At 67.0% G+C, this 23668-nt stretch carries 22 protein-coding genes; 7 read left to right on the plus strand and 15 right to left on the minus strand.

Annotation, left to right across the window (positions count from 1 at the left end):
- The 4 genes from ACZ60G_RS31540 to ACZ60G_RS31555 form a co-directional block, all read right to left on the minus strand.
- On the minus strand, positions 1-1047 hold the full coding sequence (locus ACZ60G_RS31540) for a threonine aldolase family protein (protein WP_465814718.1): 1047 nt from the start codon (positions 1045-1047) through the stop codon (positions 1-3).
- On the minus strand, positions 1044-1439 hold the full coding sequence (locus ACZ60G_RS31545) for an ectoine synthase (protein ID WP_465814720.1): 396 nt from the start codon (positions 1437-1439) through the stop codon (positions 1044-1046). The genes ACZ60G_RS31540 and ACZ60G_RS31545 overlap by 4 nt, the downstream gene beginning before the upstream one ends.
- A gap of 330 nt (positions 1440-1769) precedes the next feature.
- Entirely contained in the window at positions 1770-2171 is a 402-nt protein-coding gene (locus tag ACZ60G_RS31550; RefSeq protein WP_465814722.1) for an SgcJ/EcaC family oxidoreductase, read from the minus strand.
- A 590-nt stretch (positions 2172-2761) separates the two neighbouring features.
- Positions 2762-3970, minus strand: coding sequence for an erythromycin esterase family protein (locus tag ACZ60G_RS31555; RefSeq protein WP_465814724.1), 1209 nt, complete (start codon positions 3968-3970; stop codon positions 2762-2764).
- Positions 3971-4081: 111 nt separating this feature from the next.
- Between ACZ60G_RS31555 and ACZ60G_RS31560 the strand changes: the two genes are divergently transcribed.
- Positions 4082-4777 carry a TioE family transcriptional regulator gene (locus tag ACZ60G_RS31560; RefSeq protein ID WP_465814820.1) on the plus strand — a complete coding sequence of 232 codons (696 nt, stop codon included), beginning with the start codon at positions 4082-4084 and terminating at the stop codon, positions 4775-4777.
- A 287-nt stretch (positions 4778-5064) separates the two neighbouring features.
- On the opposite strand, the gene ACZ60G_RS31565 is transcribed toward ACZ60G_RS31560, so the two are convergent.
- From ACZ60G_RS31565 to ACZ60G_RS31590, 6 genes are all read right to left on the minus strand, one after another.
- A complete protein-coding gene (locus ACZ60G_RS31565) occupies positions 5065-5877 on the minus strand; it encodes an alpha/beta fold hydrolase (RefSeq protein ID WP_465814726.1) in 813 nt (270 codons plus the stop codon).
- Between the two features lie 185 nt (positions 5878-6062).
- On the minus strand, positions 6063-6488 hold the full coding sequence (locus ACZ60G_RS31570; RefSeq protein ID WP_465814728.1) for a group I truncated hemoglobin: 426 nt from the start codon (positions 6486-6488) through the stop codon (positions 6063-6065).
- Positions 6489-6673: 185 nt separating this feature from the next.
- Positions 6674-7732 (minus strand): CaiB/BaiF CoA transferase family protein, encoded by a 1059-nt coding sequence (locus tag ACZ60G_RS31575; protein WP_465814730.1) that lies wholly within the window; start codon positions 7730-7732, stop codon positions 6674-6676.
- A gap of 23 nt (positions 7733-7755) precedes the next feature.
- Positions 7756-8712 carry an LLM class F420-dependent oxidoreductase gene (locus ACZ60G_RS31580; protein WP_465814732.1) on the minus strand — a complete coding sequence of 319 codons (957 nt, stop codon included), beginning with the start codon at positions 8710-8712 and terminating at the stop codon, positions 7756-7758.
- A gap of 49 nt (positions 8713-8761) precedes the next feature.
- Positions 8762-9205: a cobalamin B12-binding domain-containing protein gene (locus tag ACZ60G_RS31585; protein ID WP_465814733.1), complete on the minus strand. Its 444-nt coding sequence runs from the start codon at positions 9203-9205 to the stop codon at positions 8762-8764.
- On the minus strand, positions 9205-10782 hold the full coding sequence (locus ACZ60G_RS31590) for a methylmalonyl-CoA mutase family protein (RefSeq protein WP_465814735.1): 1578 nt from the start codon (positions 10780-10782) through the stop codon (positions 9205-9207). Before ACZ60G_RS31590 ends, ACZ60G_RS31585 begins: the two co-directional genes overlap by 1 nt.
- 87 nt (positions 10783-10869) lie before the next feature.
- Here ACZ60G_RS31590 and ACZ60G_RS31595 point away from each other — a divergent pair, with 87 nt between their 5' ends.
- Genes ACZ60G_RS31595 through ACZ60G_RS31610 form a run of 4 tightly spaced genes read left to right on the plus strand, consistent with a single transcriptional unit; the run spans position 10870 to position 13223 of the window.
- A complete protein-coding gene (locus ACZ60G_RS31595) occupies positions 10870-11703 on the plus strand; it encodes an SDR family oxidoreductase (RefSeq protein ID WP_465814736.1) in 834 nt (277 codons plus the stop codon).
- A gap of 21 nt (positions 11704-11724) precedes the next feature.
- Positions 11725-12120 carry a 4-carboxymuconolactone decarboxylase gene (gene pcaC / locus ACZ60G_RS31600; protein ID WP_465814738.1) on the plus strand — a complete coding sequence of 132 codons (396 nt, stop codon included), beginning with the start codon at positions 11725-11727 and terminating at the stop codon, positions 12118-12120.
- Positions 12113-13003, plus strand: a complete 891-nt coding sequence (locus ACZ60G_RS31605; protein ID WP_465814740.1) for an NAD(P)-dependent oxidoreductase — start codon at positions 12113-12115, stop codon at positions 13001-13003. Before pcaC ends, ACZ60G_RS31605 begins: the two co-directional genes overlap by 8 nt.
- A gap of 10 nt (positions 13004-13013) precedes the next feature.
- Positions 13014-13223, plus strand: coding sequence for a hypothetical protein (locus ACZ60G_RS31610; protein WP_465814742.1), 210 nt, complete (start codon positions 13014-13016; stop codon positions 13221-13223).
- A 7-nt stretch (positions 13224-13230) separates the two neighbouring features.
- Here ACZ60G_RS31610 and ACZ60G_RS31615 read toward each other — a convergent pair whose 3' ends face one another.
- The gene (locus ACZ60G_RS31615) at positions 13231-15174 is read right to left on the minus strand and encodes a sensor histidine kinase (protein WP_465814744.1); all 1944 of its coding nucleotides are present in this window, start codon (positions 15172-15174) and stop codon (positions 13231-13233) included.
- A gap of 77 nt (positions 15175-15251) precedes the next feature.
- Here ACZ60G_RS31615 and ACZ60G_RS31620 point away from each other — a divergent pair, with 77 nt between their 5' ends.
- On the plus strand, positions 15252-16166 hold the full coding sequence (locus ACZ60G_RS31620; protein WP_465814746.1) for an LLM class F420-dependent oxidoreductase: 915 nt from the start codon (positions 15252-15254) through the stop codon (positions 16164-16166).
- A gap of 13 nt (positions 16167-16179) precedes the next feature.
- Here ACZ60G_RS31620 and ACZ60G_RS31625 read toward each other — a convergent pair whose 3' ends face one another.
- Complete coding sequence (locus ACZ60G_RS31625) at positions 16180-16896, minus strand: enoyl-CoA hydratase/isomerase family protein (protein ID WP_465814748.1); 717 nt, start codon at positions 16894-16896, stop codon at positions 16180-16182.
- A 148-nt stretch (positions 16897-17044) separates the two neighbouring features.
- On the opposite strand from ACZ60G_RS31625, the gene ACZ60G_RS31630 reads away from it, so the two are divergent.
- On the plus strand, positions 17045-18577 hold the full coding sequence (locus ACZ60G_RS31630; RefSeq protein WP_465814750.1) for an AMP-binding protein: 1533 nt from the start codon (positions 17045-17047) through the stop codon (positions 18575-18577).
- On the opposite strand, the gene ACZ60G_RS31635 is transcribed toward ACZ60G_RS31630, so the two are convergent.
- From ACZ60G_RS31635 to ACZ60G_RS31645, 3 genes are all read right to left on the minus strand, one after another.
- Complete coding sequence (locus tag ACZ60G_RS31635) at positions 18578-19036, minus strand: MarR family winged helix-turn-helix transcriptional regulator (protein ID WP_465814751.1); 459 nt, start codon at positions 19034-19036, stop codon at positions 18578-18580.
- 249 nt (positions 19037-19285) lie between these two features.
- A complete protein-coding gene (locus ACZ60G_RS31640; protein WP_465814753.1) occupies positions 19286-21346 on the minus strand; it encodes an ArnT family glycosyltransferase in 2061 nt (686 codons plus the stop codon).
- A gap of 29 nt (positions 21347-21375) precedes the next feature.
- Positions 21376-23610 (minus strand): glycosyltransferase family 39 protein, encoded by a 2235-nt coding sequence (locus tag ACZ60G_RS31645; protein ID WP_465814755.1) that lies wholly within the window; start codon positions 23608-23610, stop codon positions 21376-21378.
- Positions 23611-23668: the final 58 nt, after the last annotated feature.

The following is a 23668-nucleotide window of genomic DNA, read 5'->3' on the forward strand; positions in this document are numbered from 1 at the left end:
TCAAGCGGTCATCTCCCGGGCGATGGCGTCCACATCGGCCTCGGTGGTGTCGAACGAGCACATCCAACGGACCTCGCCGGTGCGTTCGTCCCAGGTGTGGAAGCGGAACAGTTTCTGCAGCCGCTCGGTGACCTCCCGGGGCAGTACAGCGAAGACGGCGTTCGCGTGGACCGGCCGCACGATCTCGACGCCGGGCACCCGGGCGACCGCCGTGGCCAGCCGGACCGCCATCGCATTCGCGTGCCGGGCATTGCGCAGCCACAGGTCGCCCTCCAGCAGCGCGACGAACTGCGCCGACACATACCGCATCTTGGAGGCCAACTGCAGTCCGGCTTTACGCAGGTACGTCACGCCGCGCACCGCGTCCGGGTTCAGCACCACGATCGCCTCGCCGAGCATCAGGCCGTTCTTGGTGCCGCCGAACGACAGCACATCCACCCCGGCGTCAGTGGTGAACGCACGCAACGGCATATCGAGCGCGGCGGCCGCGTTGGCCAGCCGGGCGCCGTCCACATGCAGCAGCATATGGCGCTCGCGCGCCATCGCACCGATGGCCGCGATCTCGCCGGGTGTGTAAAGGGTGCCGAGCTCGGTGCTCTGGGTGATGGAGACAACCCTGGGCTGGGCGTGGTGCTCATCGCCGAAGCCCCACGCGTACCGGTCGAGCAGCTCCGCTGTCAGCTTGCCATCCGGAGTGGGCACCGGGATCAGCTTGAGCCCGGCCACCTTCTCCGGTGCGCCGCACTCGTCCAGGTTGATGTGCGCGGACTCCGGGCAGACCACCGCGCTCCATCGGTCGCACATCGCCTGCAGCCCAACCACGTTGGCGCCGCTGCCATTGAAGACCGGATAGACATCGGCGCGGTCGCCGAAATGGTCCTTGATCAGCTCGCGCAGCCGGGCGGTGTGGACGTCATCGCCATAGGCCGGCTGGTGGCCCTCGTTGGCGGCGGCCAGCGCCGCCACGATGTCCGGGTGCACGGAAGCGTTGTTGTCACTGGCGAAACCGCGTAGCGGCTCGCCCACGTGGGCAGCAGTATCGCTCACTGATCCTCTTCTGTCAGCAGTGGGAAGGCGCCGTTCTCGTCGTGGACCTCACGGCCGGTGAGGGGCGGGTTGAACACGCAGACCGCGCGGAACTCGGTGTGGGCACGCAGGGTGTGATGCTGGTGTGCGTCGACCAGATACATCATGCCGGGCTCGAGGCGGTGCTTTTCACCGGTGTCGTCGTCGACCAGTTCGCCCCGGCCCTCGATGACGTAGACGGCCTCGACGTGGTCGGCGTACCACATCTTGATCTCGGTGCCCGCGTCAACCACGGTGTCGTTCAAGGAGAAGCCGACCTTCTCCCTGGCGAGCACCAGCCGACGGCTGGTCCACATGGGGCCCTTCACTTCGCGCTCGGTGCCGATGATCTCTGTCAGTGAACGGACGATCATGGAGTGCGTTCCTTTTGTTTCGTGCGTTTCCTGCGAACACTAAGAGCATGGCTGCTGGCACAGCATCGCCAACAGTGGCAGGAATGCCCCCCTTCATTAAGATCGCGCCATGCGAGACGAATGAGTACGGCTCACGCCCGCACATTACCGACGACAGCGACACCGACAATTTCCCTCGACAGCCCTGAGCGGGAATCCCTTTGAGGGCGGCTCGACCTGCGTTCGAGCGCTGAGGCTTGGTGCCGGCGGCGATGCCGACAGCACCGAGCTCGTCTATCGCACTACCGCCGCCGGGTTCACCCGCTCACCTGACCGCCGAACGACGTTGCGTTACTGGGCCGGACAGTTGTGGTAGGCGGTGAGCAGCCAGCGGTTGTCTCGGCGGATCAGGGTCCAGGTCGCCAGGACCCAGCGGTCGGCGGGAGCTTCGGATTCGCCTGCCATGAGGACGGCGCTGCGGCTGACCACGATGGCGGTGTCGGGGGTGGGAAAACGGACGAGTTGGGGCTCGTCCAGGGTTTTCGAGCCGCGCAGCGGGCCCTCGAAGCCGGCGGCCATGCGGTCTCGGACGGCGTCGCGGCCGGAGTTGAAGACGCCGCGCAGGATGGAGGTGGCGTCGGGATCGTAGTCGGCGACGAAAGCGTCGGCGTCATTGTCGGCCCAGGCACGGTAGAGGTTGTTCAGGACGTCGAGGACGGCCTCGCGGTCGGTGTGCAATCCGGTGTCGGTCATGGTTTCTCCTCGGTTCGTGGCCGCGGTCAGCGGCTCACGAGTACCTACCGGCGAGCCGGGCCCGATTCATCGCTCGCGGTGTAGAAAAGTTCGGCAGGGCTGTTTCGAGGAGGTACCGGATTGCCACCAATGCCTGCCTGACCGCGCTGGAGCAGCGCGGGCGCAGGCCGATGCCCTCCGGGCTGGCCCGGGTCTTCGACACCCCCAGAACCGATTGGCAATTGGTGTCGATCGGCGCCAACGGTGGCCCCGCATCGGCGGCCGACGTCCGCAACGCCCACGGCGGCTAGATGCCGCACACCTTGCAGGTCTTCACCATTGGCGGCGGCCGCATCGCACACTTGGTTGCCTACCAGTTCGAGGAGGTGTTCCGCCTCCTCGACCTGCCACCGCAATTCCCCTGAGCCGCAGTCATTTTCACCGCCATGCCGCACAAGCTGCACGTGGGCGGCCGTCGAGAATGTATTGGTGGCAGTAGACGTCGAGAGCGCCACTCTCACAATGCATTCTCGGTCTTCAGGCGATCGGTTGTCTGCGGACGCTGCGCCGCGCACGCCCAGGGTCGGGCGGATCTTCTGGGGCGGTGGCTGCTACCAGTACTGATGCCGTTTTCCATCGGTGTCGGCGATGAAGATGACCGCGTCGGCGCCGTCCAATTCTGCTGGGGTGAGCGGGATGTGGCCGGGCAGGATCGGTTCGCCGGGGCCGATCGACGGGGGAAGCGCGGCACGCAGGGCCTGTGTCGGAAACAGGGCGCGGCGGTTGGTCGCTTCGGCCAACATGCCCTGGAGGGTGTAGGGATCGCTATCGGGGTTGGCGTCGGTTGCCAGGAACGCGTAGCGCTCGCCGAGGGTGAGCGCGACGAGCGCTCCAGCGCTTCCCCAACGCGCCTCGTCCTTGCCGACCGACTGCGCGCGTCGCAGGTGGGCGTTGTGCGCGAACACCAGGCTCGGTCCGCGTCGCTGCTCCTGCGCGACGATCGCGAGCAGGTTCTCGGCCATCATCTCGGTGCGCAGGCTGACCAGCGTCGCGATGCGATCAGGGGCTGGACTCGCCATCGCCGCGTGATAGCGCAGCAGGCCCTGGGCGGTGCGCGCGTACGCGACGGCGTGGGCGTAGCCGGTCGGGTCGGCGCGGTGCAGGTCGGGTGCCGCGCGGCGCAGCGTGCTGGCGAGGTCGTCGGCGACGATGCGCAGGGCGCGGGCGCGGGCGGAGTCGCCGATAGAGGCTGCCGGATCGAACATGGCCGCCGGGTTCGTCCAGTCCGTGTCCGCGCCGAGCAGCGTGTCGAGGTCGTGGACTGATTCGGGCCGCAGGGCCGCGGGCAGGTACTCGATGACCGAGGACAGTGCGCGTCGCGGGCTCGGCGCACCCGAGTACTCCGTCGGCGCGTCGAAGCCGTAGAAGCGAACCCGATCCTGCGGCGCGCGGCCTGCATTGTGCGCGCGGAGCCATTCGACGAGTTCGCGGTTGCCCGGCACGGCGCCGAACCCGTGGCTGAACCCGGTCGCGAGCACCGTGTCGATCTCCGCCGTTGTCCCGGCCACGTAGTCATCGACCACGGACGCGGCGAAGACATCGGTCTCCAGCACGATCGACCGGTACCCCCGTTCGACGAGGTGGCCGAGGATTTCGTTGCGCAGCAACGGGAACGCCTCGATCCCGTGGGTCGGCTCGCCGAGTGCGAGCAGGACCGGCGGCTCGGGCCGCGCGGCGAGCAGCTCGTCGAGGGCACGGCCGAGGCCGGCCGCGTCGTCGAGTTGGCGGCCGATCCCACGCAGTGATGCGGCAGTAGACATGAACACCCCTTCCAGAAGGACCTACCCTTGACGGTATCGTTGAAGATTCTGGTGAAACTTCTGAGACTTCTACCTGCAATCTGTAGATGAAAGCCTCAATCGGAGGTAAAGCTGCGTCCCATCGACCTCGCGCGAGAACACGGGCTGTCCGCGCAAGCGATCCGCAACTACGACGACGCAGGCATCCTCCCGCCGACCGAGCGCAGCGAGACCGGCTACCGGCGCTATACACCCCTGCACGCGCAAGCCCTGCGCGCCTTCCTCGCGCTACGCGGCGGCCACGGGCACCAACAGGCAATGGAGATCATGCGCGCGACCAACCGGGGCGACACCGAGTCCGCCTACCGGCTCATCGACGCCACCCACGTCGCGCTACTCGCCGAACGCAATACCCGCACCGAGGTCGCGACCGCACTCGACAGCCTGTCCACCACGACACCGCCCCCTGTCAACGGCCGACCGCTGACCGTTGGCGAACTCGCGCGCCGGCTCGGCGTACACCCGGCGACGCTGCGCACCTGGGAAACCGAAGGCATCCTGCGTCCCGAACGCGACCGGGCAACGGGCTACCGCGAATACGGACCGGACTGCGTGCGCGACGCCGAGATCGCACGACAATTACGCCGAGGCGGGTATCTGCTGCACCAGGTCGCGCAGTTCATCGAGTCGCTGCGCGAGGCTGGCGGGGCGGACGCGCTGAGCGCCTTTCTCGACTCCTGGCAGGACCGGCTCACCACGCGCAGCCGCAGCCTTCTCGTCGGCGCGGCCCAGCTCGACGCCTATCTCGCCCTGCTCGATCAGACGTAGCGAGGGACGAGTCAGCATCGGCTCTTCTCGCTCGAACGACCGGATCCGCAGTCCCGCTTCAAAGACCTGCTCCACCGCCTCGATATCTATTGCGACGCAGCACAAATCGACACCGATCGGGTACGTCGCTGGACCCAGGTCGGAGCAGTCCGGGAAGCGACGTGGGGGCGGCGACATGGCGACCCGCATGGCTCGTCAACGCCACCGACCAACTCGCCCAAGCGATCACGTGCATGCTCGACCTCCGCCGATGCATGGTGTGTCGACTCGGCTTCGGCCGCCCCGTCTTACGCCGAGCGATGCTCCTCGACGCGGCGAAGCCATTCGGTGATGAGTGCCTTGACGAGGTCGCCCTGCTCGTGCGGCAGCGCGTGCCCGGCGCGGTCCAGCACCGCGAACGTGCCGCGGGGATAGTGCTCGATCAGATCCCAATGGCCTGCGAATCCCATTGAGGAGTCCTGGCGCCCGGCGATGATGAGGGCCGGGTTTTGGTATGGCGGTCCGTCCTCGGGGCCGGGGCTCAGCTGCCAGCGTTCGCCGATCCGCGCCATCGCGCCCTGGTCGGCCAGGGGGATGGCGGGAGCCACATAGTGCTGGTACCGCTCTTGCATGGCGGGTGTGTGCACCACGAAGTAGGACTCGAATTCGGTGCGGTCGTCCGGGCCCAGAACGTCGCCGAGGTCGCCTGCGGCGTGCACCACCTGGTGTGCGGGTATGTCGCGCGGGTCCTCGATGAGGGGGCAGATGACGGTCAGCCCGCTCACCTGATCGCGGCGCCTGTTCGCGACCGCTCGGGCAAAATAGCCGCCGGCGGAATGACCGATAGCCAACAGATTTCGATCACCGATCACAACATCGATCAACCCGAGGACGAGCTCGACCACATCGTCGGCGCTATTGATCGTTTCGGGCGCCGGAGTGCGCCCCATCCCCGGGAGATCCAGGTAAATCCGCCGATAATCAGGCATGTCACCGAAGATCGGCTCCATCGTGCCGACCATCTCGCGATGATCCACCCCCGAACCGTGCATCATCAATATCGGAGTCCCGTTGCCGTATTCGATGTAATGCACGGAAACGCCGTTGACGTCGCACTCCATATCGACACCCTAATCAGCTGGGGTGCGCGGTCGCGCATGGCGGTGTGCGGGGCTCGACCGGCTGGCCGCGGCTCTCTAGTTCGGCGACGGAGTCGAAGTGGGCGTGTGCGGGCATTGCGATCCCCCGAGCGCCTACACCTTGCGCTCATGAACCTGGGGGCCGGTCAACGGCGAAAAGGTCAGCGCTATGACTCTGCAGCGGAGCCGGACGCGATGTCGTCGGCCAGCGGCGCAATAGCCCCGATGATCTGTTCCACCAATGCCGTCGGCACCTCGGCGGTGGTCAGCGCATCGGTCAGATGCCCAGCCACGAGGTTGAAATGGTGCATCGTGATGCCACGGCCTTGATGGACCTGCTTCATCGGGGCACCAGCGTAGGGGCCGGGGCCGCCGAGCGCGGCGGAGAAGAACTCGACCTGACGCCCCTGCAACCGAGACATGTTCGTACCGGTGAAGAACGGCGCCAGCTGGTCGTCGGCGAGCACGCGGACGTAAAAGTCCTCGACTACCGCCTCGAGCGCCTCCTGCCCTCCGATCTGCTCGTAGATTGTGCCGGGCTCGACTACCGCGGCCGCCCCGGACTTGGACCTGAACCATGACGTGATATCCATGCATTCAGGACAGCACCGGTCGGTTTCCGTCCCGTTAGTCGGCTGTCGCAGCCTGTTTTCCATTCATGGCCTGTGCATTTCACGGAACTCACAGCGGGCAGCCGCACCTGTGAGCAATGTTTCGAACGTGACTGATCCTGGGCAACGTACGGACTCTCGGTGCCACTCGGACACCGCAGGCCCGACTACTCCTCGTGCTCGCCGAGCACCGGCGGCGGACCGTACTGCGGCTGGTATCCGGCTATCCGGATCGGACTGCCGATCAGCCGGTAATCGCCTACGGTGACGATGGTTTCGGGGGTGGCGGCCAGGGCCTCGGGCAGGGTGCGCACCGCGGCGGCCGGGATGCCGAGTGGGCGCAGGCGAGATTCCCAGCCGGTGGCGGTATCGGTGGCCAGGGCCGCGGTTACCGCGGCGAGCACCTCGTCGCGATGGGCCGCCCGCTCGGCCATCGTCTCGAATCCGTCGACGCCGGCCTCCGCGGCGAAGACCTTCCAGAAGCCGTCGTGGGTGATGAACAGCGCGAGATGGCCGTCGGCCGTCGGAAAGAGCTGCGCTGGAACGTAATACGAATGTGCGCCGAACTTTCGGCGTTGTGGCTGTTTGCCGTCGTTGAGATAGGCCGACGCATGGTAGTTCAGCTGCGAGAGCATCACCTCGTAGAGCGAGACGTCCACCTGCCCACCCCGGCCGGAGACGATCTGGGCGAGCAGGCCGAGCGCGGCGGTGAGGCCGGTCGAGTTGTCCGCCGACGAATACCCGGGCAACGTGGGCGGCCCTTGCGGATCGCCCGTCATCGCGGCGATGCCCGTCGCCGCCTGGATCACATAGTCGAAGGCGGGGTCGTCACCGCCGTCCAAGCCGAAGCCCGTGATCGCCACACACACGATCCGCTCGTTGAATTGCCGCAGCGACTCATAGGTCAGGCCGAGCCGCCGGATCGCCGACGGCTTCAAATTCACCAGCAGCGCATGCGATTCCGCGACGAGTTCGGCCAGCCGACGCTGTCCGGCGGGGCTGGTCAATTCGAGTCGGATACTGCGCTTGCCGCGATTGAGGCTGGCGAAATAGGAGTCGCCGACCTGCCGCGAGATCTCCCCGTTCAGCGGTTCGATCTTGGTCACCTCGGCGCCGAGATCGGCGAGCATCATCGTGGCGTAGGGACCGGCGAGCATCGTGCCGACCTCGAGTATCCGGATACCCGCCAGCGGCCCCGCAGCCTCGCCGGAAACCGGTCGACTCACGACTGCGCCTCGCTGGCGCTCGCTCACTGCAATTCCTTCGCCAGTTCGGCGATCATCTCCCGGGTCCGGCGCTTGGAGGCGATGAGTTCGTCGCGGTTGTCGCCGATGGGCAGCAGCCGCACCGACAGATCCGTGGCGCCGGCATCGGCGAAGCGCCGCAGTCCCGCCGCGATCGCCCGCTCGTCACCCGCGACGCAGATATCACCGATATCGCGGGCCGAACCCTGTTCCAGCAGCCGCTGATAGTTGGGCGAGACCTCGGCCTCGCCGAGAATCCGGTTGGCTCGCGCCTTGGCCTCGTCGACCTCCGACGGCGAGCACAGGCACACCGGTAGCCCGGCGATGATGCGTGGTGCGGGGCGCCCGGCGTCGGCGGCGGCCTTGTTGATTTTCGGGACGACATGGTCGGCCACCGCACGCTCGTCGGCCATCCACAGGATGGTGCCGTCGGCGTGTTCGCCGGCGATGCGCAACATGACCGGTCCGAGGGCGGCGATCAGCACCGGCACCGGCGCTACCGGGCCGAGGTCGAGCGGATTGTGCACGGTGAAGGTGTCGTTTTCGATATCGACCTGGCCGGGTCCGCGCAGACCGGCATTCAATACGTCCAGGTAGTCGCGGGTGTAGGCCGCCGGTTTCGAATAGGGCAGCCCGAGCATGTCCTGCACGATCCAGTGATGCGAGGGGCCGACACCGAGCGCGAGCCGACCACCGGCCGCCGCCTGCGCCGAAAGCGCTTGGCGAGCAAGGGCGATCGGATGCTGCGCCTGCAATGGCACCACCGCGGTGCCCAATTCGATGCGGGTGGTCTTCATACCCATCAGCGCGATGGTGATCAGCGCGTCGAAATCGGTGGGTATCTGCGGAATCCACGCGGTAGCCAGTCCCGCGGTCTCGGCCCATTCGATATCGTCGAGCATCCTGCTGAGCTTGCGCGCGGAGTCCCCCTTCTCCGGCCCGATCATCACTCCGATTCGCACGAATTCCTCCAGTTTCCAAGCTTTTTCAGACGACGGCTGCCGCCCAGGATCACGACGGTGTCACTGTTTCGGTCTCGGGGACGGCAGTCGGCGCAGCCGACGGGGTGGGTAAGCACAGTGCGCGGATCTCGGTGACCAGCGTCTCCAGCGCGGTGCCGGTCGGAAACACCGCCGCCGCACCGGCTTCCAGCAGTCGCGGCACGTCCGCCTGCGGGATGGTGCCGCCGACCACCACCGCGATATCCCCGGCGCCGGCGTCCCGCAGCGCGTCCACGACGCGCGTCGTCATCGACACATGCGCGCCGGACAGGATGCTCAAACCGACCACGGCGACGTCTTCCTGCAACGCGATCGACACGATGTCCTCCACGCGCTGCCGGATGCCGGTGTAGATGACCTCGAACCCGGCATCGCGCAGGGTGCGGGCGACGATCTTGGCGCCGCGGTCGTGACCGTCCAAACCCGGCTTGGCGACGAGTACGCGTGCGGGCATCAGAACACCACCGGCTGCTGGAATTCGCCCCATACCGACTTCAGTGCGGCGGTCATCTCGCCGACCGTGCAGTACGCGTTGGCGCAGTCGATCAGATTGTGCATCAGGTTTCCGTCTCCTTCGGCGGCATGCGACAAAGCGGTGAGACAGGCACGCACCGCAGCGGGATCTCGTTCGGCCTTCACCCGAGCCAGGCGCTCGAGCTGCAATTCCCGCCCCTTGGCATCGAGTTCGTAGGTGCCGATATCGGGTGCGGGCTCGTCGGAGACGAATCGATTCACCCCGACCACCGGACGCGAACCCGACTCCACCTCCTGATGCAGCCGGTAGGCCTCATCGGCGATCAGACCCTGCAGATATCCGTCTTCGATACAGCGCACCATGCCGCCGTGCTGCTCCAGATCGGTCATGATCTCGACGATGCGGGCCTCGGTCGCGTCGGTGAGCGCCTCGACGAAGTAGGAGCCGCCGAGCGGATCGGCCACCCGCGTCACACCGGTCTCATAGGCGAGGATCTGCTGGGTGCGCAGCGCCAGCGTCGCCGACTCCTCGCTCGGTAGCGCGAACGGTTCGTCCCACGCCGCAGTGAACATCGACTGCACCCCGCCGAGCACCGAAGCCATCGATTCGTAGGCGACCCGCACCAGATTGTTCTGGGCCTGCGGCGCGTACAGCGACGCGCCGCCAGCGACACAGCCGAACCGGAACATCGACGCCTTATCCGTGCTCGCGCCGTAGCGCTCGCGCACCAGGGTGGCCCAACGACGTCGGCCCGCACGGTATTTCGCGATCTCCTCGAAGAAGTCGCCGTGGGTGTAGAAGAAGAACGAGATCTGCGGCGCGAATTGATCGATCGTCATCCGGCCGCGTTCCACCACGGTGTCGCAGTAGGTCACGCCGTCGGCGAGGGTGAAGGCCATCTCCTGCACCGCGGTCGCCCCGGCGTCGCGGAAGTGCGCGCCCGCCACCGAGATCGCGTTGAATCGCGGCACTTCGGCGGCACAGAACTCGATGGTGTCGGCGATCAATCGCAGCGACGGTTCCGGCGGCCAGATCCAGGTGCCACGCGAGGCGTATTCCTTGAGGATGTCGTTCTGGATGGTGCCCGTGAGCTTTTCCCGTGGCACGCCCTTTTTCTCCGCGGCCGCCACATAGAACGCCAACAGGATCGCCGCGGTGCCGTTGATGGTGAAGCTGGTGCTGATCTTGTCCAGCGGGATGTCGTCGAAGAGCACCTCGGCGTCGGCGAGCGTGTCGACGGCGACGCCGACCCGGCCGACTTCCTCGCTCACCTCGGGATCATCGGAATCGTAGCCGCACTGCGTCGGCAGATCCAATGCCACCGACAATCCGGTACCGCCCTGGCCGAGCAGATACCGGTAGCGCTGATTGGATTCCTCCGCGGTGCCGAAGCCCGAGTACTGCCGGAACGTCCACAACCGACCCCGGTAGCCGGAGGCGAAGTTGCCACGCGTGAAGGGATATGCGCCCGGCTGGGGCGGGTCGGCACGCCGGTCTTCCGGTCCGTAGACCGGCTCGAGCGGGATACCGGACGAGGTCTGCACTTGGTCGTTCATCAGTGAATACGCTACTTGCCAAAAAAGAGAATGCCAATACCATCTGAAGCGAGTGAGTTCTCACAATCCGTTTCCCCGAGGAGCACGATGCCCGAGCAGCACCGACCGTTGACCGACCGCACCATGGTGATTTCCGGCGCCAGTCGCGGTATCGGACTGGCCATCGCGGTCGCCGCCGCGCGCCGGGGCGCCAACGTGGTGCTGCTGGCCAAGACGGCCGAACCGCATCCACGGCTGCCCGGCACCGTCTACACCGCGGCCGCCGAAATCGAGGCCGCGGGCGGCAAGGCGGCCGCCGTGGTGGGTGATGTGCGCCGTGAGGAGGATGTGCAGCGGGTCGTGGGCACCGCGCTGGAACGCTTCGGCGGCGTCGATATCTGTGTCAACAATGCCAGCGCCATCGCGACCGATCCGACCGAGCGGTTGTCGCCCAAGAAGTTCGATCTGATGATGGACATCAATATCCGCGGCGCCTTTCTGCTGACCCAGTCCTGCGTGCCGCACCTACGCAATTCGGCCAACCCGCATGTGCTGACCATCGCGCCGCCGGTGAATATGAACCCGCGCTGGCTCGGCGCGCACCCGGTCTACACGCTGTCGAAATACGGAATGACGCTGCTGTCGCAGGGCTGGGCCGTCGAATACGCCAACGCCGCAATAGCATTCAACTGCCTGTGGCCCGAGACCTTCATCGCCACCTCCGCGGTGGCCAACCTCGACGACGGCACGAATCAGCTCGCGGCCGCGCGCAGTCCGGAGATCATGGCCGATGCCGCGATCGAGGTCGTGTCCCAGCCCGCGCGGGAGATCACCGGAAACTGCTTCATCGACGCCGAGGCGTTGACGCGATTCGGCGGCGTCGAGGACCTGTCCCGCTACGGCGGCGGCGCGCACCCGACACCGGACCTGTTCCTCGACTGATCGCCGAAAGGATTGCCGGATATGACAATCGATCCCGACCAACGGGCGCGCTACGAGGCCGGATTACAGGTCCGCCGCGAGGTAGTCGGCGCCGACTACGTCGACCGGGCGCTGGCCGCCGCCACCGACTTCTCCGAGCCGCTGCAGGATCTGGTCACCGAATACTGCTGGGGCGCGGTGTGGGCCCGCCCCGGCCTGGACCGCCGGGCCCGGTCGATGATCACCCTGGCAATGCTGACTTCGCTCAACCGTGCCACGGAATTCGCCACGCACGTGCGCGCCGCATTGACCAACGGCGTCACCCCGGACGAGATCCGAGAGGTGCTGCTGCACGCGACGGTCTACGCCGGTGTCCCGGCCGGAGTCGAAGCCTTCCGAATCGCCGGACCGATCCTGCAGGAGCACACTGATGTCTGAACGCGCTACCGGGCACATCGCCTTTCTCGGCCTCGGCACCATGGGCGCGCACATGTCGCGGCGGTTGGTGGCGGCGGGTTTCGACGTCGTCGGATTCGACCCGTCCGAGCACGCCCGTGACGGCTTGGCCGCGGTCGGCGGACGGGTCGCGACCAGCGCCGCAGCAGCCGCCGCTGGGGCCAACCACCTGATTCTCATGCTGCCCAGCTCTGCCGTCGTCGAATCCGTACTCGGTGACGAGCAGCTGCTGGCCGCATTGGGGCCGGACGCGATCGTGATCGATATGAGCTCATCCGAACCGGAGTCGACGCGGCGGCTGGCCACCGCACTGGCCGCGCGTCGGATCACGCTGGTCGACGCACCGGTGTCCGGCGGCGTGCGCGGGGCGGCGGACGGTACCCTGACGATCATGGTCGGGGGCCCGGAAGACACTGTCGCCCAAATTGATTCGATGCTGGCGCCGCTGGGCAAGGTACGGCGCATAGGTGCATCGGGGGCCGGTCATGCCGTCAAGGCGATCAATAATCTGCTCGCCGCGGTCAACCTGCTCGCCGCCGCCGAGGGGGTCGCGGCCGGACGCCGTTTCGGCCTGGACCCCGCCGTGATCATCGAGACCATCAATGCCGCCAGCGGGCGCAGTGCCGCAACCGAACTCAAGTTCCCGCAGGCGATTCTGCCGGAAACCTTCGACTCCGGATTCGCGCTCGCACTCATGCTCAAGGACATGCGCATCGCCACCGACCTGGCGGCCTCGCTCGGCATACCGGCCGCACTCGGCGAACGCGCCGTCGAGCTGTGGACGCGCGCCGCGGCCGACCTCGGTCCGAGCGCCGACCAAACCGATATCGCGCGCTGGGCGGACGCGCAGTCCGCGGAACATTGAGGCCAACACCATGAATACGCCCATCCGATTCTCGGTCGTCGACGTGCTCCATTACTTCGGCAAGTGCCCGCGCTGCGGTTATTCCGCCACGGCGTCGGCGATGATCCAGACCTTCGCCGACGGCGCCACCGAATCGCAACTCGTCGCCACCTGCGGGCAGCCGTGCGGGTGGAGCGGCCCGGTGGCGCTGACCACGATGACCGACGCCCGGTCCGATTGACTCGGATTCACCACCGTTGCACGGCGCTCGGCGCCGCAAGGCCCGCGTTCTCCGCGGCCAGCACCGCTGTCGGGATCACGACGATGGCGCGAACTCCGCCGTAGTCGGATTCGGTCAGGCGCACCGAGATGCCGTGCCGAATCCCCAACCGGGCCACCACGAACAGCCCGAGCCGCGAATCCGACGATAGTGTCGCGACGCTGAAATCCGGTGGGTCGGCGAGCACTTCGTTGGCCCGCTGCAGTTCCGAATCCGACATGCCCATGCCCTGATCGCTGATCACCACGACGACTCCCGTGCCGATCAGATTGCCGGTGACGTCCACGCGCGACTGTGGTGGCGAGAACGCGGTCGCATTGTCGACCAGTTCGGCAAGTAGATGGATGAGATCGGCCACCACGGCACCGTTGACGAATACCGACGGCAGTCCGGCGCCGGTGAAAACCCGCGCGTATTGAACGGTTTCCGCGATCGCACCCCGGACGAGCTCCCCGAGCGGAACCGGACGTCGCCACTGTCGCCCTGGGCGGCCGCCGCCGAGGATGATCAGATTCTCGGCATTGCGGCGCCCGCGGGTGGCGAGATGGTCGAGCTGGAACAGCGTTTCCAGCAGCGCCGGATCCTCCTGTCGCCGTTCGGCAGCATCGAGAATCTCCAACTGCCGGTGCACCACGATCTGGCTGCGGTGGGCGATATTGCTGAATACCGCGCGCACGCCCTCGCGGGTGTTCGCCTCGGTGACCGCGGCCGCGACCGCCGCGCCGTGCGCCCGATTGAAAGCCTGGGCGACCTGACCTATCTCGTCGGTGCCGAAATCCAGCTGTGCGGCTTCGGTTTCCGGGTCGATCCGCACCCCTTCGTTCAGGCGCCGCAACGTCTGCGGCAACCGAACCTCGGCCACCGCAAGCGTTTCCGAGCGCAACCGTTTCAGCCGTCCGATCAATTGGTTGGCCAGCCACAGCGACAACAAGAACGCCAACACGGCGACCGCACTCAAAACACCCGCGGCCAGCAACGAGTTGCGCGCGTGCCGGGCACCCGCATCGGCGGCGTGCCATTGGGCCTGCTTGGCGTGCCCCACCCACATTGCCACCAACTGCTGACTCACCTCGTCCGCAGCGGTGCGCCACTCCGGGACACTCAACGGCAACTGCGGCGCACTCGCGGGCCGCACCTCGATGATTGCGCTCTCCATGGCGCTCACCTGCTGCCAGGCGTGGGACGCGGTGAGATCCTTAATGCGCTGCGCGCTGGCGGCGTCGAGTTCGGTTGCCAATCGCGCGATCTCGACGTGGTAGTAGCTGACCAGGTTGCGGTATTCGGCGAAAAGGGTCGGCGCCACACTCTGCGGGCGCACGACCGCCGTGGTCAGTGCACTGGCGCGCGACATGGATTCGACCACGTGCAACAGACCCATATTGCGGGTGAGTTCGGCGCCGGAGGCCGCATCCGGAGCAAACTGTCCGATCGTTGCCGAACCCTGATCCATGCCGTCCAATAGTCGGCTGTAGAAGCCGTAGGCGTCTGCGATCGGTAGCCGACCGGCATCGATGGCACTGCGCAACTCCGGTAACCGAGCCTTCAACTCGTCGAAGGCCGCCACCGTGTTTCCCATCGCGCTGCCGCCCACGCGCTGCAACGCGGCTTCGGTGACTGCCAGCGACTTCAGCGCGGAGTCGAACCGCATACGGGCGGCGACCAGCGCACCGGGATCGATGACCTCGCCTGCCAGCTGGGACACCGACAGCAGTCGCTCCTGTTCCACGGCCAGGACCAATTCGCGTGTGGGGGTGAGGTGGCTGTCCAGCGTGCGCGCGAAGTCCTCAGCGTGTCGCCCGTCGTTGAACAGGTAGATCGACGTACCCACCCCGACGCAGATCAGCAGCAGGCTGGGTACCAGCGCAATGACAAGAATCCGTGTCCGGATCCCACGGAACCGAGCCTTCAACACCGCGATAATATAACTTACATATTCGAGAATGGCATTCTTGAAAATGCATGCCGACCCGAGGCACACGGAGGACCCCGATGCGATTTATCCTGCATTACCCCGAGACCACCGGCTACGACGGTGACATGCTCGATGTCGGCGCACTGCATGACGTGGCGATCGCGGCCGAACGATCCGGATTCGACGGACTGTCACTGAGCGAGCACCCCGTTCCGGGCGCCCGATGGCTGGCTTCCGGCGGACATCAGACGCTCGATCCGTTCGTCGCACTCGGCTATGTCGCCGGTGTGACCGAACGTCTGCGGCTGATCACCTATCTCGCGGTGCTGCCCTACCGCAATCCGTTCCTGCTGGCGAAGGCGGCGGCAACGCTGGACAAACTGTCGGGCGGGCGCGCGATCATCGGTCTGGGCACCGGTTATCAGAAGAGCGAATTCCATGCTCTCGGAGTCGATTTCGATGAGCGCAACGCGCTGTTCGATGAGGCGCTGGACGTGCTGCCGCTGCATTGGAGCGGCGAGCCGTTCAGCTATCAGGGCCGCCATTTCAGCGCCCGCGATGTGATCGCCCGGCCGCGGCCGGTGCAGAATCCGATCCCGATCTGGATCGGCGGCAATTCGAAGCTGAGCCGCCGCCGGGTCGCCGCGCGCGCACAGGGCTGGATCCCGATGACCGGCGGCGCCGAGCTGAGCACCTCGGCCCGCACACCGGAACTCGGCACGCTCGACCAGCTCGCCGCGAAGATGACAGAGGTGCGATCGGCGGCCCAGGACGCGGACCGGTCCGAGCATATCGATCTGGTGTACTCCTACCCGGACGCAAGCATCGCCGCCCCGGCGGTGGATGCCGATCGGCACCGCGAAGCCTTCGCGGCGTTGGACAAGGCCGGCGTCGACTGGATCGTCGTCTCCTGTCGTACACGCGAGCCCGGCGCGTTATTCGACTTCATCTCGGAATTCGGCGCGACCTACCTGACCGCGCCCGAATCCTAGGCTTCGCCGTCGATCATCGCGGCCGGCTCAGCACCTTGTCCGCCGCCGCCCAGTGCTCATCCGAAACCCAAAGCTGCGCAAAGGCATTCACCGCTTCCGCCGGGGCAACCCCGGACAGCACCCGCTTGACCTCACCCGCGGGCGCGTTGGCCAGCGAGCGAGCCAGTGCCAGCCAACCTTCCTCGAACGACGCACGGGGCAGCACCCGGTCCACCAGGCCGACACGTTCGGCCTCGGCGGCGTCGAGCACGGTTCCCGAACCCGCGAGCAGCAGTGCTCGGCTCCGCCCGACCAGCGCGCCGAGCCGTTCGGCGCCACCCCAGGCCGGCATGATCGCCAGCGCGACCTGATTGAACGCGATCTTGATGTCGTCGGCGGCGACCCGAATGTCCGCGGCAACCGCGACTTCGGCGCCACCACCGAAGGCGTGGCCGTTCATTGCGGCGATCACCGGTGCGGGAAAGTCCGCGAGGCGATCACAGATGCCCCGCATCCGCCAGGCCATCTCCTCGGCGGCCTCGAGGGTACGAATCGTGCTGAGCTGCTTGAGATCTCCCCCCGAAACGAATGCCTTGTCGCCCGCGCCCCGAATAACCAGCGCCCGAGCCCCCTCGGCCGCATCGAGCGCCTTCTCGAGCTGGTCCATCGTCTCGGGCGCGATGGCATTGCGCGCCTGCGGGCGATCGATGGTGACGACCGCAAGCCCGTCGCTAAGCTCGAGTTCCACCATTGTCAGTTCTCCGATCAAGATATTGGCATTCTACTTTTCGGAGAATAGTATATTCGGAGCGGCAGCCCCCGACACTCATCCCGTAACCACCCGACCGCGCCGCGGGTGTGGCCGACTCGTGCCCGCGCGCCGGGTACTTGGAGTCCATATGCGCACAATCCCCGCCGACCTGGTCAAACGGTACGAAGACAAAGGATGGTGGACCCGCGATTCGCTCGGCGATCTGCTGGCCCGCGGTCTGGCCGCCGCACCCGATGCCCGGTTCCGCGTGCACTCGGCGGTCCGGCCCTATACCGGAACCTTCCGTGACGTCGAACTTGTCGCCCGCCGACTGGCCAAGGGCTTGCACAAGCGGGGTGTCGGTCCCGGTGATGTGGTGGCCTTCCAACTGCCCAACTGGATGGAGGCCGCCGCGACCTTCTGGGCCGCAACCTTTCTCGGTGCGACCGTGGTTCCGATCGTGCACATCTACGGACCACGGGAGGTCGGCTACATCCTGGGCGCGGTGCGTCCACGCGTCTTCGTCACCACCGACCGATTCGGTTCGATCGACTACGACCCGGCCGTCTACGCGGATGTGCCGATCGTCGGCGTCGTCGGACGCACCTTCGACGATCTGCTCGATGACGAGCCGTTCACCGGGGTCGTCGAGGTCGACCCGGCCGGTCCGGCGCTGATCGCCTTCACCTCGGGCACCACCCGCGCGCCCAAGGGTGTGATCCACAGTCATCAAACCCTCGGTTGCGAGACCCGCCAGCTGGCCGAGCACTACCCGGCCGACCTCGGCCCGCAGATCACCGCCGCGCCGGTCGGCCATTTCATCGGCATGCTCAACGCCTTCCTCATCCCGATCCGCGACGGCATCGCGGTCAACCTCGTCGACACCTGGAATCCGGCCCAGATCCTGACCCTGATGACCAACTACGGCATCACGGTCGCGGGCGGCGTGCCCTACTACCTGACCAGCCTGGTCGACCACCCCGACTTCACCGCCGAGCATCTGCTGCACATGAAGTACGCAGGGATGGGCGGCGCCTCGGTGCCGAGTTCGGTCAGCGAGCGGCTGAACGAACTCGGCCTCATCGTCTACCGCTCCTACGGCAGCACCGAACACCCCTCGATCACCGCCTCCGACTGCACCGCCCCGGAGGGCAAACGGCTCTATACCGACGGTGATCCGCAGCCCGGCATCGAAATCCGGCTCACCGAGGACGGCGAAATCCTCAGCCGCGGACCGGATCTGTGTCTCGGCTACACCGACGAGGCGCTCACCGCGAAGGTTTTCGACGACGAAGGCTGGTATCACACCGGCGATATCGGCGTACTCGACGAGGACGGATTCCTCACCATTACCGACCGCACCTCCGACCTGATCATCCGCGGCGGCGAGAACATCAGCGCACTCGAGGTCGAGGAGGTCCTGCTGACTATGTCGGCGGTCGCCGAGGCCGTTGCGGTCGCCGCGCCCGATGCCCGACTCGGCGAACATGTGGCCGCGGTGGTGCGACTGCACCCGGGTTCGGACGCCCCGACGCTCGCAGATCTGCAAGCGCATTTCGCGCAGGCGGGCCTGACCAAACAGAAATGGCCGGAACAGCTCGTGGTGGTCGAGGACTTTCCGCGCACCCCGAGCGGCAAGGTGCAGAAGTACCGGATCCGGCAGAGCCTGCGCGAGGCGTGATCAGTGGCTGATGGTGGAATGCCGCGGCCACGGACGGCCGTGGTAGCGCTCGATATCGGTGTTGAAGCGTTCGAGATAGGCGGCGAAGGCCGAGACGTCGTCGGGCGTCCAGTCGACCATGATGTCGTCCAACACGCGGAGGCTCTCCGTGCGGTCGGAGTCGAGTTGGCGATTTCCTTCGGGAGTAATACGGAACAGTCGGGCCATGCCGCCCTCGGGGTCCGGAATCCGCTCGATCAGCCCCGCGCGCATCATCGCGGCGGTTTGCCGACGCAGCGTGGATGCCTCCAATCCCAGTGCGTCGCTGAGCTGACCGATGGACATCGGCCCTTCCCCGTGCAGTCGGTTGAGCAGGGTGTACGCGCTGCGGTCCATGCGACTGGCACCACGCCGAGACGCGAGGCTGTACCGCCCGAGCAGCATGGTCTCGAATTCGATCAAATGCGTGGGCTTGTCCATCCCGACCCTTCTGCCGATGCGCGCGTCGCCGATGACGCATGTGTATCACACAGGATGTGCGCTACACGCCACGTCATGCATATTACACATAGCGTGTATGATACACGTGGCATGGAGTTCGATCGAACGTAGTCGAATAGTGGTCGTCCACGCTGCATTCCACCGCCACATCACTACGCTCGGCGAGCAGCCGGAGCGTGGATACCGAAAGGGGCGCGCCTGCTGGCAGGCGCGCCCCGGTTGGGGTAGTCAGGAGGTGGGCTGGGTCAGGTCGTAGACCGTGGCGCCGCCGACCGTGATGGCGGTGTAGTGCGCCTTGACCCATGCGGTGATTTCGCTTGCGCTGCTGTTGGATCCGCCGCCGGGGCCACCGCCCATACCGCCGCCCGCGATGAAGTAGGCGATATCGCCGTTGGCGACGTACTGCTGGAATTGCGCCAGCGTCGGCGAATTGTCGCTGCCGGTGAAGCCGCCGATCGCCATGATCGAAGCGCCGGTGGACAATTCGAGGCCGCTCGCCGACTGCGAGCCCACCGCCGCTGCGGCCCAACGGGTGTCGGTATTGCGCACCAACTCCTGCAGTTCGGTGTTGGACGAATTCGAGCCGCCCGGTCCGCCACCGCTACGGTTGGCGGTCGCCTCGGTTCCGGTCTGTTCGGTCCCTGCCTGTTCGGTACCCGCTTGTCCCGGTGCCGCGCCGTCGAATGACGGTGCGCCGGTGTCTGATTCGCCGAAACCGTCGGGGGCCGCTCCGCCGCCACCCGGTCCGCCCATACCCATCCCCTTACCCGCGACAGCCGGGCCGGAGGTCGGAATGGAACCGGAATGCGCGGTCGCCGCGGTTTCGATCGCGTACGCCGTGGTCCCCGCGAGGCCGAACAGCAGTCCGGCAATGGCGACGACGGCGGTGAATCTACCGAGCTGGTGTGCGCCGACCGCGACGATGGCCGCGACCACGATCGAACCGATCAGCACGATCCAGCGCAGTGCCGGGTACCAGTCGGGTGTGCGATCGAGCAGGATGAAGTTCCAGATACCGGTCGAGGCGGACATGGCCGCGAGTGCGATACGCGCCGTGACGAATTGGCGGCCGCGCCACAATTCGACCACCGCGATACCGATCAGCGCCGCGATCGCCGGGGCGAGAGCGACGGTGTAGTACGGGTGCATGGTGCCCTGCATGTAGCTGAATACGACGCCGGTGACGAGCAGCCAACCGCCCCACAGCATCAGGCCCGCGCGAGTGCGTCCGGTCCGCGGCGTGCGCCGGGTGAACCACAGACCGGCGACCAGACCGATCAAGGCCGCGGGCAGCAGCCAGGAGATTTCGGTGCCCATCGAATCGCCGAACAATCGGGTGATACCGGTGCTGCCGCCGAAGCCGGTGTTGCCACCGCCACCGCCACCACCACCGCCGTTGCCTTCGCCGCCGAGGACACGGCCGAGACCGTTGTAGCCGAGCGCGAGGTCGAGCAGGCTGTTGTCGGTCGAGCCGCCGATGTACGGGCGCGAATCAGCGGGCCACAAGCTGACCAGTGCGACGAACCAGCCGCCCGAGATCACCATCGCGACAAAAGCGCCGAGCAGCTTGGCCATACGACGCCAGAAACCGATCGGTGCGGCGACCAGGAACACCAGTCCGAGCGCGGGCAGTACCAGGAAGGCCTGCATCATCTTGGTGAGGAAGCCGAATCCCACTGCCACACCGGCCAATACGAGCCAGCGGCCGCTGCCGCGCTCGGTGGCGCGGACGGTGCCGTAGGCCGCGACGACGAGCAGCAGCACCAGCAGGGCGTCCGGGTTGTTGAACCGGAACATCAGTGCCGCAGCGGGAGTCACGGCCAGCGCCACACCCGCAAGCAATCCGGCCGCCGGGCCGCTCCACCGGCGCACCGCGGCGTACACCAGACCGACCGACGCCACCCCCATCAGTGCCTGCGGCAGCAGCATGGAGAACGAACTGAAACCGAGCAGCCTGCCGGACAAGCCCATCACCCACAGCGATGCGGGCGGCTTGTCCACGGTGATGGCGTTACCCGAATCCAGCGAACCGAACAGCAGCGCCTTCCAACTCTGTGTGCCCGCCTGGACCGCGGCCGCGTAGAAGTCGTTGGCCCAACCGGATTTACTGAGACCCCACAGGTAGAGGACGGCGCTGGCCGCCAGCAGAGTCCACAATCCGGGGCGGGCCCAGCGTGGCTGATCGGGTGGGCCGAACAGCCAGCGGGTCGATCGTTTCGGGTGCGCGTGCGCGTGCCGCGGACCCGCTGGTTCGGCGTGCCGCACGGGCGCCGCTTCGGTCATGGTCATCTCGAGTCCCTCTCGTTTACTCAAAGTGGTCAGTGGGTGACGGTGAGGTCGTAGACCGTGACGCCGTCGATCGTCTGGGCGGTGAATTTGGCCTGCACCCAGGCCGCGATTTCGCTGGCGGCCTGGCTGCCGCCGCTCCCGGATCCACGCATCCCGCCCATGATCTGGGCGCTGATGAAGTAGTGGATCTTGTGTTGGGCCACATAGTCTTCGAACTGCGACAGCGTGGGTGCCGGGTCGGTGCCGTTGAAGCCGCCGAGGGCCATGACCGGATCACCGGTGGCCAGTTGGTATCCGGCGGCATTGCTGGAGCCGACGACGGCGGCGACCCAGGTGTAGTTGTCGGCGTCGGTGCTCAGCGCCGCGGTCAGGTTCGCTCCCGGTGTGATGCCGCCGAACATTCGGCCCATCGGTGCGCCGCCACCAACTCCACCGCCGATGCCGCCCGGCGCACCCGCGCCACCGCCACCGCCAGTGCCAGTCGACGCACCCATCCCACCGCTGATGCCACCCTGGGCACCCGCAGTGCCACCCGACGCACCCCCGCTGCCACCCGACGCACCCCCGCTGCCGCCAGACACACCCCCGCTGCCACCAGACACACCCCCGCTGCCACCAGACACACCCCCGCTGCCACCCGACGCACCCCCGCTGCCGCCGGACGCACCTGCGCCGCCGCCGGAAGCACCCGCCGCACCGCCGGTGCCGCCCTGCGCAGCCACGCCGCTGTCGGTGTGGCCAGACGCGCCCGCGCCGCCATCGGTGCCGCTCGGCCGCCCGCCGCCTGGGAAGGACCGACCCGCACCGGCCGGTCCCGCGGACGGAATCGCACCGCTGTGTGTTGTCGCCGCGGTGGCCAATGCATAAGCACCGGGTGCGGCCAGGCCGACTGCCACGGCGACCGCGAGGACACCAGTCGCAACGGCCTTCGGCAACCGACCGACTACCAGCAGCAATGCCGCCGCTCCGACACCGGCGATCGCGACCAGCGGTCCCAGCCACGGCAGCCAATCGCGGGTCCGTGCGAGCAGGACGCAGGCCAGCACGACGGTCACCACCAGCGCACCGGACAGTACTGCCGTCGCCCGAATATCGTTGCGGCGCTGCGACAATAGGCCCGCGCCGACCCCGATTGCGCCCGCGATCGCCGGTGCCAGCGCCACCGTGTAGTACGGGTGCAGGATGCCGTTGGCGTAGCTGAACACCACGCCGGTGACGATCAGCCAGCCCAGCCACAGCAATAGGACCGCCCTGGTCGGATCGGTGCGCGGGGCCCGACGGGTGAGCCACAGTCCGGCTGCGCCGAGGATCAACGCGGCGGGCAGCAGCCAGGCGATCTGGCCGCCCATTTCCGAGCCGATCAAGCGGGCCCAGCCGACATCGAAATTCAGGTTCCCGAGGCCGCCGGTCTCGTTACCGGTCAACCGGCCGAAACCGTTGTAGCCCAATGCGAGTTCGAGCACGCTGTTGTGCTGGGAGCCACCGATATAGGGTCGCGACGACGCGGGCCACAGCGTGACAAGCGCCAGATACCAGCCCGCGGACGCCACCATCGCGAATACCGCGGCGACCGATCGAACGATCCGGGTGCGCAGCGGCGCATGCGCGGCGAGCAGGTACACCAGCGCGAAGGCGGGCAGCACCAGGAATGCCTGCATCATCTTCGCCAGGAAGCCGAAGCCGACCGCGACACCGGCCAGCGGCAACCACCAAGCGCCGCTGTCTTTTTCGATGGCCCGCAGCACGCAGTAGGCCGCGACGGTCAGCAGCAGCACCAGCAGTGCGTCCGGATTGTCGAACCGGAACATCAGCGTCGCCGCCGGGGTCAGCGCCAGCACCGCACCGGCCAGCATCCCGGCCCAGTGACCGCTGACGCGGCGCACCGCCGCGTACAGCACCGCGACCGCCGCAACGCCCTCGAGCGCCTGCGGCACCAGCAGACTCCAAGAGTTGAAGCCGAACAACCGCGCCGAAATATCCATCACCCAAAGCGCCGCGGGGGTCTTGTCGACGGTGATCGCATTGGCCGCATCGCTGGAACCGAACAGCATCGCCTTCCAGCTCTGCGATCCGGCCTGCACCGCGGCGGCGTAGAAGTCGTTGGCCCAGCCGCTGGCACCGAGATTCCACAGATACAGCAGTGCTGTCGCGCTGAGCAGCACCGCGAGCGATACCCGCCGCCACATCGGGCCGCGCCCGGATGGCCGCGCATCCGATGGCTCGACCGCCGCGGCGGCAGGAGCTCCCAGCAATGTTGTCGTCATACTTCGATCGTCGCGGCCCGACGTAGTTGCCAGCTCTGCCGTAACTGTGAGTTCGCCG

This window comes from Nocardia sp. NPDC102475 (assembly GCF_055584605.1).